Annotated in this window: 13 protein-coding genes and 1 pseudogene; 2 read left to right on the plus strand and 12 right to left on the minus strand. The window is 60.8% G+C overall.

The window, feature by feature from the left end:
• A partial coding sequence (locus tag XI05_RS10315) for a hypothetical protein (protein WP_271501113.1) occupies window positions 1-200 on the plus strand: 200 nt, incomplete at its 5' end.
• The gene (locus XI05_RS10320; RefSeq protein ID WP_333939840.1) at window positions 188-1093 is read left to right on the plus strand and encodes a TauD/TfdA dioxygenase family protein; all 906 of its coding nucleotides are present in this window, start codon (window positions 188-190) and stop codon (window positions 1091-1093) included. The genes XI05_RS10315 and XI05_RS10320, both read left to right, overlap by 13 nt.
• A 188-nt stretch (window positions 1094-1281) precedes the next feature.
• Here XI05_RS10320 and XI05_RS10325 read toward each other — a convergent pair whose 3' ends face one another.
• The 12 genes and pseudogenes from XI05_RS10325 to XI05_RS10380 form a co-directional block, all read right to left on the minus strand.
• The gene (locus tag XI05_RS10325; RefSeq protein ID WP_271501115.1) at window positions 1282-1512 is read right to left on the minus strand and encodes a DUF2274 domain-containing protein; all 231 of its coding nucleotides are present in this window, start codon (window positions 1510-1512) and stop codon (window positions 1282-1284) included.
• Between the two features lie 4 nt (window positions 1513-1516).
• The gene (locus tag XI05_RS10330) at window positions 1517-2728 is read right to left on the minus strand and encodes a TrbI/VirB10 family protein (protein ID WP_271501116.1); all 1212 of its coding nucleotides are present in this window, start codon (window positions 2726-2728) and stop codon (window positions 1517-1519) included.
• Window positions 2725-3759, minus strand: coding sequence for a P-type conjugative transfer protein TrbG (gene trbG / locus XI05_RS10335; protein WP_271501118.1), 1035 nt, complete (start codon window positions 3757-3759; stop codon window positions 2725-2727). Before trbG ends, XI05_RS10330 begins: the two co-directional genes overlap by 4 nt.
• A complete protein-coding gene (gene trbF, locus XI05_RS10340) occupies window positions 3756-4439 on the minus strand; it encodes a conjugal transfer protein TrbF (RefSeq protein WP_271501119.1) in 684 nt (227 codons plus the stop codon). Before trbF ends, trbG begins: the two co-directional genes overlap by 4 nt.
• Window positions 4440-4529: 90 nt before the next feature.
• The gene (gene trbL / locus XI05_RS10345; RefSeq protein ID WP_271501121.1) at window positions 4530-5756 is read right to left on the minus strand and encodes a P-type conjugative transfer protein TrbL; all 1227 of its coding nucleotides are present in this window, start codon (window positions 5754-5756) and stop codon (window positions 4530-4532) included.
• Entirely contained in the window at window positions 5753-6115 is a 363-nt protein-coding gene (gene trbK-alt, locus XI05_RS10350; RefSeq protein WP_271501123.1) for a putative entry exclusion protein TrbK-alt, read from the minus strand. Before trbK-alt ends, trbL begins: the two co-directional genes overlap by 4 nt.
• Window positions 6115-6846 (minus strand): P-type conjugative transfer protein TrbJ, encoded by a 732-nt coding sequence (gene trbJ, locus XI05_RS10355; RefSeq protein WP_271501126.1) that lies wholly within the window; start codon window positions 6844-6846, stop codon window positions 6115-6117. Before trbJ ends, trbK-alt begins: the two co-directional genes overlap by 1 nt.
• Complete coding sequence (trbE, locus tag XI05_RS10360) at window positions 6843-9284, minus strand: conjugal transfer protein TrbE (protein WP_271501128.1); 2442 nt, start codon at window positions 9282-9284, stop codon at window positions 6843-6845. Before trbE ends, trbJ begins: the two co-directional genes overlap by 4 nt.
• Window positions 9285-9294: 10 nt before the next feature.
• Complete coding sequence (locus XI05_RS10365; RefSeq protein ID WP_271501130.1) at window positions 9295-9558, minus strand: VirB3 family type IV secretion system protein; 264 nt, start codon at window positions 9556-9558, stop codon at window positions 9295-9297.
• Window positions 9558-9881: a TrbC/VirB2 family protein gene (locus tag XI05_RS10370; protein WP_271501133.1), complete on the minus strand. Its 324-nt coding sequence runs from the start codon at window positions 9879-9881 to the stop codon at window positions 9558-9560. Before XI05_RS10370 ends, XI05_RS10365 begins: the two co-directional genes overlap by 1 nt.
• Window position 9882: 1 nt before the next feature.
• A complete protein-coding gene (gene trbB / locus XI05_RS10375) occupies window positions 9883-10797 on the minus strand; it encodes a P-type conjugative transfer ATPase TrbB (protein WP_271501136.1) in 915 nt (304 codons plus the stop codon).
• A 400-nt stretch (window positions 10798-11197) separates the two neighbouring features.
• Window positions 11198-12201 (minus strand): annotated as a pseudogene (locus tag XI05_RS10380) (DUF932 domain-containing protein).
• Between the last annotated feature and the right edge of the window lie 365 nt (window positions 12202-12566).

The following is a 12566-nucleotide window of genomic DNA, read 5'->3' on the forward strand; positions in this document are numbered from 1 at the left end:
AAAGCTCCTTCATTCTAGAAGAAGCCGTCAATCCTGAAAGTGCGAAAGACTCTGTACGTTATCGCAAATACCACGATTCGTTCAGTGCCTATTATCGAGGACATGTTGGTCTTTCTGGCACAATGCTTGCTGAAGATCATTCGCTCCAACAGGGTGCGGGAGACCTGCCAGGGCCTGGAAAAGCGAGATCAGCGCAATGACTTTGATCGGTGGCGTCATTCCGAGCGCGGATATTGTGAAACGTGCAGCGCGCATCGGTGCCGAAGTAAAAAATATCAAGCTATCAGGCGATCTGCCGGATCACGCGATAGCTGCGATCAACAGCTTATTGCTAGAGCACAAGGTGATCTTCTTCCGCAATCAAGGACATCTCAATGACGCCGAGCAGGAGCGCTTTTCCGCTCGTCTGGGAAAGCTAGTGCCACATCCGATACTCGGCGCTACCAAGGGGGCGTCGCTCCTCGAACTGGACTCCACTCGCGGTGGCGGTCGCGCCGACGTTTGGCATGCGGATGGGACCTTTGCGGACGCCTATCCCAAGATCTTGGTCCTGCGGGCCGTGGTAATGCCACCGTTCGGAGGCGACACCGTGTGGTCTAACACAGCTGCCGCTTATCTTGGTTTGCCGTCGCCCCTACAGCGGCTCGCCGAGGGCCTATGGGCCGTTCACAGCAACGTTTTCGATTACGCTGGGATCGCGCGTCTCCGCGAGGTCGACAAGAAGCACTTTGACGAGGTGTTCACCAAAGCGGTTTTTGAGACGGAGCATCCCGTCGTACGCGTCCACCCCGAAACAGGCGAGCGGACGCTAGTGCTCGGCGCCTTGGTGAAGCAGTTTGTTGATATCCCCAAATACGACGGACAAAAGCTGTACGACCTATTTCAGTGTCACATCACCGCGCCCGAAAACACTGTGCGCTGGAACTGGTTAGAGGGGGATATTGCGATATGGGATAACCGCGCAACGCAGCATTACGCGGTCAACGATTACGGGGACCAGCATCGCGTCGTACGTCGGGCCACGATCGAGGGTGAGGTGCCTGTCAGCGTCGATGGCCGGAGCAGTGTAACGCGCCTGAAGGTGACCGAATGACTGCACGACGGCGCGCTGCGCTCTCGCGTCTGAAATCGAGAAAACCTGGCAATCGGACTTCTTTAAGGCAAACGCGAAAACACACTTTCCAACGCGATATCTCAGCCCTTAACGCCAACGCGGCAGCGGCTAGCTTGATGCACCCAAACTATTTAGCGTCGACCGACGGCTTCAAGGAAACTTGAGCATCACTGTCCTTCGCCAGCGGCTTCACGTTTCAGCTTAGAAAATCCTCGATCAGTGGCCATAAAGCGCGCCAACATAGGGGCGATGAGTTTAGTCGGATCGACCACTTGACCACCCTGACGCCTAAGGGCTTCTGCATATGCAATGAGATCACGATGCACCGCCGCAGGCAGCTCCGCACTTACTTTGACCGGCTTGTCGTCTGGAAGCTCTCCTATTTTTAATTTTGGCATTTTGTTACCCTCTATAGGGTGTAAGTATGAGGTCATGATTGACAAGAACACGAACCGGGACGCCAGGTCGCACGGTTAGAGTGGGCTGGACGCTGAGACTACGGCGAACCACCTGCTGCCCGGTCTGGTTTAGTGAGTCCGACGCGCCGTGTCGCAATGCCTGGATGATTGCACTGTCGTTGCTATTGGTGTCCGAGCCGGCGCCCAATTCGGTCCCGATCGCCAGAAACGTCGATAGTGCCGCAGCCTTGAACAACTCGCCCCAATGATTGTCGACCTGATCTTCGAGACCTGCGTATCCGGCAGTGTCAGCGCCAGGCTGCCGCTCAAGAACGATCGACTGTCCATTCGGCATGATCAGCCGTGTCCAGACGAGCAGGACGCGGGACTGGCCGAAAGTGACCTGGCTATCGTATGCCCCGATCAGGCGCGCGCCCTGCGGTACTAACAAGAACCGACCGGTGGGCGTATCGTATACGTTTTCCGTCACCTGCGCGGTGATTTGGCCTGGAAGATCTGATCTAATCCCTGTGATCAGCGCTCCCGGAATCACCGTCCCGGCCTGCATGATATATGGTGCGGCGGGCCTGGCGACGCGGTCAGGGCTGACCGTACGACGGTCCACGGAGGCGTTCACGAAGGCAAGCTTTCGATCCTGACCGCTTTGTGCAGATGCGTCATCCCCGGTCACCGTTGGATTCGATGGCACGACGCGATCGCTTCCAACAAGCGGCGCGGTGGGCGGACGTACTTCACGTCCGTTCGTCGAAGCGAATAGATGACTGATGCGGGCTGCCTCGGTCTCTTGATCCCGGCGCTGCTGGTCCGGATCAGCGCCAATCGCCGGCGACTGGCCTTGAGCGGCAAGGATCGGTCGACCGAGGTCTCCGGGGAGCGGCGGACCAAGCTGCGGGATTGGCTGGCGCGGAACGCCAGCATAATCCTTCGGCAGGGACGTAATACCCTCGGCAACATTGTGGTGGTCTGTGCTATAAAGCTCCTCCGCCGCCTGATTACGGGAGCGATTATGCTGCAGCGACCACAGCACAGCCCCACCGATGACAAGCAGGGCGACAGCGCTCCCGCCGGCCAAGAGCTTCCGCGACAACCGCGTCACGCGCGGATGCTCTGCTCTCAATCGGAAGCTTTCTGACCGCTCCACTTGTGTCTCCGGTGGAACTGTTTTCTCGTGATCGTTTCCATTGCGGGTGTTCATGACGACGGCCTCCCGTCGGTCCTGACGATCCTGACCTTTTGCTGCTGCTCACCGCCGAGCCGGAGTTCGGCGGCTGCAAACAGCCGATCGACGATCAATACGTTACCGTAGGCGCGATAATTGACGAGCTCGGTCTTGCCATCCGGGCCGATGACAAAGAGCGGTGGCATCTCGCCCTGCACGATGCCTTGCGGGAATTCGACATAGACCTTACGGCCATCGTCATATGCGGCGATCGGCCGCCAGGGTGGACTGTCCCCTTCGATGACATAGCGCGAGATGCGCCGCGCCGGCTCCGGAAGAACGGGTTTCAGAGCAACTGAACGCGACTGCTCGCGCACTGCTTCCGGATAGTACCAGGCAACAGATGGCATGTACGGCCGCTCGCGCGAGCGGAGCTCGATCAGGTAGGTGCGCCGGTCAGTATTGACCACCAGGTTGGTTTCGATCGAAGCTCGGGTCGGCTTGACCAGGATATGGACGCGCCGTGTGTCGCCGCTCCCGCTCTCGGTATCGCCCACGACCCAGCGTACGGTATCTCCGGCCGCGATCGGCCCCGATCCCGTCAACTGTTCTCCCTCCTCTAGCGCGATATCCGTGATCTGCCCCGGTGCGGCGTAAACTTGATAAAGCGCCCCGGGACTGTAGGCGTAGATTTGCGCCGCGTTGAAATACCCCCGTTTGCGCGGTTCAACACGGGCCGCGCTGTTTGCCATCTCCACCCGGCTCACCGGCTCTACGTCTTCCATCCCTCCTGACTTACCGCCGAAAGCTGGCTTCCAGAGGGGTGGAACGTGAAGCGGTCTCGGTTTGTCGTCGAGAGCCACCGGTGGTGCCGGCACCGGAGGAACTTCAGCGTCATAGCTGATCTCCGGCGGAATGTAGGTCGTGCATCCACCAAGCATCGACGAACAAAGCAGGAGAGCGTGCAAACTTGCTCGCTTCGCGAACAGGAACTTGGGCCGAGTCGAATTGAGCCTACTTTGCGCGGCCGGATGCTTCGATCGAACGTCAAACGGCGTCTTGGTCACTGACTCAACTCCTTTGACCAGTTGATGGCGCGGACGTAGACGCCAAGGGGATTCTTGCGCAGGCGTTCGGCATCGCGCGGTGTCTCAATCACGATCGTGAGAATTGCGGTCCAGCGCTCAGTCGAGCTCAACGAGCCGTTTTCGTAGACGCGCTGGGTCCACGCGACCCGAAAGCTTTCCGACGACGCGCGAATGACGCTTGATACGTCGACGGAGATTTGCGCCTTACCCAGCTTGGCAAAGGGGTCATTGTTGCGCGCGTAGTCGTTCAGCGCCGCGGCGCCGCGATCAGTCGTGAAATCATAGGCCCGGAGCCAATTTTGGCGCAGAACGATGCCGTCCGCTGGCAGACCTCTGACATCCTCGATGAAGCGCGCCAGATGGTAGGCGATCTGAGCGTCTGTAGGCTGATAGTCAATATTGGCGGGCGCGACCCTTTGGACCTGACCGCGATGATCGACTTCGACCACCCAGGGCGTGATCGAGCCTTGGCTCGACTGCCAGACAAGGCCGCCAGCAAGACCGGACGACAGCAACAAGCAGCCGAACGCCATCAGGCGCCAGTTCTTGGCTTGCACGCGCGCTGATCCAATGCGTTCGTCCCAGACCTGCGCGGCCTTTTGATAAGGCGTGATCGGCTCGGGCATGCGCCCATAGTGAACTGATGGTCGTTTGAACATCGATGGTTGCCCCTGAGATCACGTGATCGGCTTTGAGTCGTACGGTATCCGGTTGAGGCGCTAGCGCGTGGCGAAAAGCGCAGTACTGTGTCAGCGCTCTCCTTCGGACAAATCGACGGATGAGCCGCTGCCTCCGTGATCGCCTGAGCGGACCGCATGGCCGGCTGCCGATGCACCGTGCCGAATAGTTTCGGCACGCTTCATGCGCCGCGCCCAATCTGGCTGCCCTTCGGCCGAACTGCTCGCCGGCGCACCGGCCTCCCCACCTCCGCCGAGTGCGGCGGCTGCACGACGCAACGGGCTCATGGCGGCCGAGGCGCCAGCCTCCGCAACGCCAGCCATGCCTCCGCTTCGATAGGCGTTAGACGCACCGCTCAAGGCGGCCCCCCCACCGCGCGCGGCACCTGCAATCGCACCACCAGCGAGACCGGCGCCCCCGGCGGCGAGGCCTGCCCCCGCCGCAACGATGCCGCCAGCAGCAAGGCCTGTTCCGATCGCGGCACCGGCGCCGAGTTGCGGTCCGCCCGACACCAGGCCATTTGCGATTCCGGGACCAAATATACCAAGGCCCAGCAAGGAGAGTGCAGCAAGGACGAGCGTCATCGCGCCTTCGATGGTCGGCTGAGCGCCGCCGAAGCCAGCGGTGAACTGCGAGAACAGAGTCGAGCCGATGCCGACGATAACGGCCAGAACCAGGACCTTGATTCCGGAGGATATGACATTGCCCAGGACCCGCTCTGCGGCGAAGGCGGTTTTACCAAACAAGCCAAAGGGAATGAGCACGAAGCCGGTCAGCGTCGTGAGCTTGAACTCGATCAGGGTGACGAAGAGCTGGATCGCCAGAATGAAGAAGGCGAGCAGCACCACGACCCAGGCGATCAGGAGAACTACGATCTGAATGAAATTCTCGAAAAAGCTGATGTAGCCCATCAGGTTGGAGATCGAGTCGAGCAACGGCCGGCCGGCATCAAGCCCGACTTGAGCAATCTTTCCAGGTCTCAGGAAATCCGATGCGGAGAGGCTTGCGCCTGACGCTTTCACGCCAAGACCGGCAAAGCTTTCGAAGACGATGCGCGCCAGGCTGTTCCAGTTGCCGATGAGGTAGGCAAAGACCCCTACGAAGAGCGCTTTCTTGACGAGGCGCGCGATGATGTCCTCGTCCGTTCCCCAACTCCAGAACAACGCTGCGAGCGTAATGTCGATCGCAGCAAGGGTCGTTGCGAGGTATCCGACCTCGCTCCCCAGCAATCCGAATCCGTTGTCGATATAACGCGTGAACGTTTCAAGGAACTGGTCGATGATCCCCGTACCGGTCATGGCTTGCTCGCCTCAGGGGTTGCCAAGTTCGGATATCCCATCCGGCTTTGATCCTTTGGAGCGAGCGCCACGCCGGCGGCGGATTCGTCGCGGCCTGGAGCTGCGGCACCGTCTATCTTGCCAAAGAAGCGACGGCGGTTTTCGGCCCAAACCTGCTTGCAACGCTCATAACCCTCTGTTTGCTCCGCAGTGACGCTGCGGCAGCGCGCGAGGTCTGAGCTCGTTGCGTCTGTCGTCTGCTCCGCTTTCGGCGGCGGAGGACCGTCTCCGCCACGAAGCTGAATCGTGCAGGCCGTGACGACCAACACGCCAATTGTCGTAAGCAGCGATAACGCCTTGAATGCCCGGATGTCGGTCATCAGTGGAACATCTGCACGTTGGATGATTGATAGCCCTGCCCTGGCGTAAGAAACCGCCGGAGCTGTTCGCGGCCCTGGTCCTGGGCCGCCGCGCGTTGCGCGGCGTCAAGGCCTTGCGCCCTGCCCTGCGCCGTCACTACCGCGGTGAGGTCGGCGAGCTGCTGCGCATTCAGTGCGAGAATCTGATTGCCGGCCTGTGTTGCCTGCAAGGCACCGCTAGCGCCCTGGCTAGACATGACGAGCGCGGAGGTCTGGGCACGATTGGTGTCGAGGTTGCCAACGATGCCGGCCTGGACACGAAGCGCGTCTTGCGTTGCGGCATACGAATTCTGCCAACGCGATTGAGCGCTTGAGATCAGTAACTGGTTCGATTGGCTGCTGGTCGCTGGCGCGTAGCTGGTCGAGAACGCGCGATCGATCTGATCGACGTCGTAGGCGATCCGCTGGGCCTGGGCCAGCAATTGCTGAGTCCGCTGGCTGGAAGATTGCAGTTGCTGTAGCGACGAGTAAGGCAGGCTTGCCAGGTTCTTCGCCTGGTTGATCAACATCTGCGCCTCGTTCTGCAACGACGTGATCTGATTGTTGATCTGCTGCAGCTCACGGGCGGCAGTCAGGACGCTCTGGACGTAGTTGTTGGGATCGAAGACAATCCACTGCGCCCGCGCGGGCACCGTGAGGTCGAGCGTCAGCGCGACCACGCCAGCGGCCGCCAATAGGCCAAGACGCCTCATAGCGATTTCTCCAGATTGACGAGATTGGGGATCAGGTCGAGGGCCCAGGCGACGCCACGGTGCTGTAGCCAGGCCGGCAGGAAGCCGTCAGGTCCATGTTCGGCGAGGAGTTGCGAGATGACAGCCTGGTCTGTCTTGGAAGAGGCTGCGGTAAAGGCCAGAGCGACCTCGCCAAGGCCAAGTTCGAACATCCGGTTGCCGCGGCGAGATTGGCAGTAGTAGTCGCGCTTGGGCGTAGCGCGGCTCAGAAGCTCGATCTGGCGGTCATTGAGGCCAAAGCGGCGATAGATCGCTGTGACTTGCGGCTCGATCGCCCGCTCGTTCGGCAGCAACAGCCGGGTTGGGCAGCTTTCGATGATCGCCGGCGCGATCACGGACCCGTCAATATCCGAAAGCGATTGGGTGGCAAAGATGACGGACGCATTCTTCTTGCGAAGCGTCTTCAGCCATTCCCGGAGCTGGCCGGCAAAATCTTCGTCATCGAGGGCAAGCCAGCCTTCATCGACAATCAAGAGTGTCGGCCGGCCGTCGAGGCGGTCCCCGATGCGATGGAAGAGATACGCCAGCACGGCCGGCGCAGCACTCGTTCCGATCAAGCCCTCGGTCTCAAATGCCTGGACCGACGCCTCGCCGAGGCGCTCAAATTCGGCATCAAGCAACCGACCTGAGGGTCCGCCCAGACAGTAGGGTTGCAAGGCGCGTTTCAGAGAGTTCGATTGGAGCAGGACTGAAAGGCCCGTCAGGGTGCGCTCCTCCCTCGGCGCCGAAGCGAGAGAGGTGAGTGCCGACCACAAGTGATCTTTGACCTCAGGAGTGATCTCAATCTTTTCTCGTTCGAGGATCGCGCCAATCCATTCCGTGGCCCAACCGCGCTCTGAGGGATCATCGATCCAGGCCAATGGTTGCAGCGCGACGGGGTTTTCGTCCCCGTCAGACAGTCCACCGCCTAGATCGTGCCAATCGCCGCCCATGGCAATTGCGGCCGCCCGGATCGAACCGCCGAAATCGAACGCAAAGACCTGCGAGTTCTGGTAACGACGGAACTGTAGCGCCATCAGAGCTAGCAGGACCGACTTGCCGGCACCTGTCGGCCCTACCACCAGCGTGTGGCCGACGTCGCCGACGTGGAGGGAGAATCGAAATGGGGTCGATCCCTCGGTCTTCCCAAACAGGAGCGGCGGACCCTTGAAGTGCAGATCCCTCACCTCGCCGGCCCAGACGGCCGACATCGGAATCATGTGGGCGAGGTTGAGGGTCGACACCGGTGGCTGCCGCACGTTGGCGTACACATGGCCCGGCAAGCCACCGAGCCAGGCTTCGACGGCATTCACCGTCTCGATCATGCAGGTGAAATCGCGACCCTGAATAACCTTCTCGACCAGGCGGAGCTTTTCGTCGGCCGCATTGGGATCCAGGTCCCAGACAGTGATGGTCGCTGTGACAAAGGCTTGTCCGATCTGGTCGGACCCCAGTTCCTGCAACGCCGCGTCGGCATCAAGCGCCTTGTTGTGGGCGTCGGTATCAAGCAGCGTCGACGCCTCGTTAGTCATGACCTCCTTGAGGATGGCCCCGATGGATTTTCTCTTCGCGAACCACTGCCGCCGAATCTTGGTCAGCAGCTTGGTGGCGTCGGTCTTGTCGAGCATGATCGCGCGCGTCGACCAGCGATACGAGAATGCCAGACGATTCAGGTCGTCCAGGATTCCCGGGGTCGTGGCGCCCGGAAAGCCGACAATCGTCAGAACCCGGAGGTTGGCTGGGCCCAACATCGGCTCGAGGCCTCCGGTCAGCGGCTGGTCGGCCAACAGCGCATCGATGTACATCGGAATTTCGGGTACTCGAACGCGATGGCGCTTCGTCGAGATCGTCGAGTGCAGATAGGTCAGCGTGTCCTGATCATCGAGCCAGGCGCATTCCGGCATGAACCCTTCGACGAGTTGAAGCACGCGGTTGGTTTGGTCGATAAATCCGCGGAGAACCTCACGCGCGTCTGCTCCAACGGTGCTATCCCGGCCCTCATAGAGAAGTCGTTCTGCCTTGGCAGCTCCCTCCTCCGGCGGCAAATAGAGGAAGGTCAGGAAATAACTGGACTCATGGTGGGTACCCGCCTCTTCGAACTGAGCTCTGCGCTCGGCGTCGACCAATGCAGATGCGACATCCGGAAAGGTGCTCGGAGGATAGGCTCTTGCAAAATGGCGCTGTGCCTCAACGAATACGGCCCAGCCGGATCCCAGGCGTCGCAAGGCGTTATTCAAGCGACCGGCGAAGGCGACAAGCTCAGCCGGCACTGCGCTGTCGAGGTCAGGCCCCCGGAACTTCGCCGTCCGTTGGAAAGACCCGTCCTTGTTCAGGACGATTCCCTCCTCGACCAGGGCTGCCCAAGGCAGGAAGTCGGCGAGCCGGGCATTGGAATGGCGATATTCGGCAAGGTTCATCATGACCGAAAGCTCAGGTGTTGAGATGACCGGGAATGCGCAGATGTCGGCGCACAACATCGACAAAAGCGGGGTCACGCTTGGCGGCCCAGACGGCGGCCACGTGGCCGATGAACCAGAGGACCAGACCTGCGATCCAGAGCCGCAGCCCAAGACCCAAGGCTGCGGCAAGCGTGCCGTTGACAATCGCAACGGATCGCGGCGCGCCGCCCATCAGGATTGGCTCAGTGAGCGCCCGGTGAACGGGCACGACAAAGCCTGTGACAGGTTCATCCATCAGATCACCACGCCGCCGCCGAAGGAGAAGAACGACAGGAAGAAGCTTGAGGCCGCGAACGCGATCGACAGACCGAACACGATCTGGATCAGTCTGCGGAAACCGCCGGAAGAATCCCCGAATGCGAGCGTTAGGCCGGTCACGACGATGATGATGACCGCGATGATCTTGGCGACCGGCCCCTCCACCGACTGTAAGATCTGATTGAGCGGCTGCTCCCAGGGCATGTTCGATCCAGCCGCCCATGCGGGCTGAACTGCCAAAAGCATGGTGCCGTAGGCGGCTAACGATGTACCTCGAAGAAAGCGAAATTTCTGACGCATGTCAGTCTCCTGCTGTTGAAAGGCTGTAGTCGCCGGCGGCACCGAGCCCTGAGACGGTGGCGAGCTCAGCGAGGCGGCGGTCAGCACCGCGTCCCGCCAGCACGGCGACGAGGTCAATGGTCTCGGCGATCAGGGCGCGCGGAACCGTGATGACGGCTTCCTGGATGAGCTGCTCGAGCCGCCGCAGCGCGCCGAGCGCCGTCCCAGCATGGATGGTACCGATGCCGCCGGGATGGCCGGTACCCCAGGCCTTGAGGAGGTCGAGTGCTTCGGCACCTCGGACTTCGCCGATCGGGATGCGGTCAGGACGCAGTCGGAGGGACGAGCGAACAAGATCCGATAGCGTGGCCACACCGTCCTTGGTCCGCAGCGCAACGAGATTGGGCGCCCTGCACTGTAGCTCGCGGGTGTCTTCGATCAGCACGATCCGATCGGAGGTCTTCGCCACCTCGGCGAGAAGCGCATTGGTCAAGGTGGTCTTGCCCGTCGATGTCCCGCCAGCGACAAGGATGTTCTTCCGCGTGGCAACCGCGTTCTGCAGGGTCTTGGCCTCCTCCGAGGTCATGATGCGCTTGGCGACATAGTCGCCGAGCGTAAACACGGCGACGGCGGGCTTGCGGATAGCAAAGACCGGAGCTGCAACGACCGGAGGCAGGAGACCTTCGAAACGCTCGCCGGTCGAAGGCAATTCGGCCGAGACCCGTGGCGAACCGGCATGAACCTCGGCACCGACGTGATGCGCGACCAGGCGAACAATGCGTTCGCCATCGGCAGCGGACAGAGTTTCGCCTGTGTCCATGAGGCCATTCGACAGCCGGTCGATCCATAGCCTCCCATCCGGGTTGAGCATCACCTCGATGGTCGCTTCGTCTTCGAGGTAGCCTGCAATCGCCGAGCCAAGCGCGCTACGCAGCATTCGCGCACCGCGCGAACTCGCTTCCGATTGAATGGAATGGATTGCCACCGTTCGCCCCACCGAATGAGGACGCTCAAAGAGCTCCCTCAGATGGGGATCACTAGAAAAGGCACCAATGCACTTGGCGCAACAAGCGCTTTCGCTGATCGTAGGCTGGCGTAGAAAAAGAAAGACTGAGAATCGATATTTGGCGGCTAACTCGTATCCGTTCGCCGCGAGTTACTGCTCACCCCTCCGCGTCGTCATCCGCGGGCAGGAGGACGACCGAATCCTCATACAACCCAACTGACTCGACAGCGCAGCAAACATCCGCCTGCTTGAAGACGAGGATTGAACTCGTCCACGAAGCAATGGATCGGCGCCGGGGCAGCGCGAACCAGACCAACGTCGCGATCTGCAGTCAGCGCTTTGCTTTTCCTTCCAGTTCAAGACGCGTATCTTGGTGAGCCTTGCCGCGAGCAAACGCGGTGGTGCCCTGCACGAAATCAAAGATGCTTTCCGGCTTGCGGTTTTCCTCGCCCAGAACGGTCTCGATGATCTTGGACGCCTCTGATTTGGAAAACCCGCCTTTGCGAAGGAAGGTCTCCCGGTCCTCGTCCGTCCGTGCAACGATCCGCTGCCGCGCCGCCTTGACGCCGGCGGCGAATAGCGCGGGCGAGGAATTGGCGAAGCTGGTCAATGCGGGGGCCGCTTCATGCGCAAAGCGTTGCGCGGCAACTTTTGAATGGCGAATGGTGATCTCTTCGAAATTCTCCACACCCCAAAGGTTACGGTTCATACACACGGCGCGGAGGTAGAAGCTGGCAATGCCCAGCGTCTTGCTGCCGACTTCACTATTCCAGCAGTAAAATCCCCGGAAATACAAATCCGGCGAACCGTCCGGCAAACGCCCCGCCTCGATCGGATTGGTATCGTCGACGAGAAACAGGAATACGTCCCGATCGCTGGCGTAGAGCGTCGTGGTATCCTTCGTCACTTCCACGACTGTGCGTCATGGTTGACCAATCCAAGACGCCCGGCACCTTCCAACACGTGTCGCCGGTACCGTTACCCGCGATCTTCATGACCGCGGCGATCAGTTCATGATCCCAAATGCGGCCGTAGTCTGGCCCGGTGACGGCGCGAAGCTCAACGCGACCGTCATTGGTCTCCAGCGTCTTCACGAGCTCGGCGCGATGTGACAGCAAGCCGTGTTGCAGGTTGATGGCCGATAGGGCCGCGGGAAGCTGCCGCAGATAGGAAATCGGCGCGCCGACAAGCGTAAAGGTCCGGCAAGTTCAGAAACCGTTCGTCATCGGGTCGCGCAAACCACTCAGACGACACGCGGCCAATCCGCTGACCGCGCGATACCTCCACGCGAAAGCCGCCGGAAGCAGGCTGTTGGCTTTGGGACAAAGTCATCATGTTCATGGTCATTTTCCTATGGACTGAGGTTGAAGCCCAGCGCTGCGCTGCAACCCTGCCCGTCGGCGGGACCTGGGGTAGCAAGGGCAAGGGCGGCCGGGGCGGAGGGGGATCACCCGCCTGGCACGGGCGCGCTAACAGCGCGCGTCTGCACGCGCCTGACGACGGCGTCGTCATGAAAATCCTTTGCGCGGAAGACCGGGGATACCGCCCCGGCCGGCACGGCGAGCCGTGCTTCGCCCTTGCGTGCGCGAGGGCGGAGCCCTTAGCAATCTCATCAAAAGAAAAAGCTCTCCCGTTCCTTCGAAGCGGCGCAAGAAACGAAAACGGCCCCGCCTCCGAGGAGGCGGGGCCGATAATCGCAT

The sequence above is a fragment of the Bradyrhizobium sp. CCBAU 11357 genome, assembly GCF_028128865.1.
Taxonomy (GTDB): Bacteria; Pseudomonadota; Alphaproteobacteria; order Rhizobiales; family Xanthobacteraceae; genus Bradyrhizobium.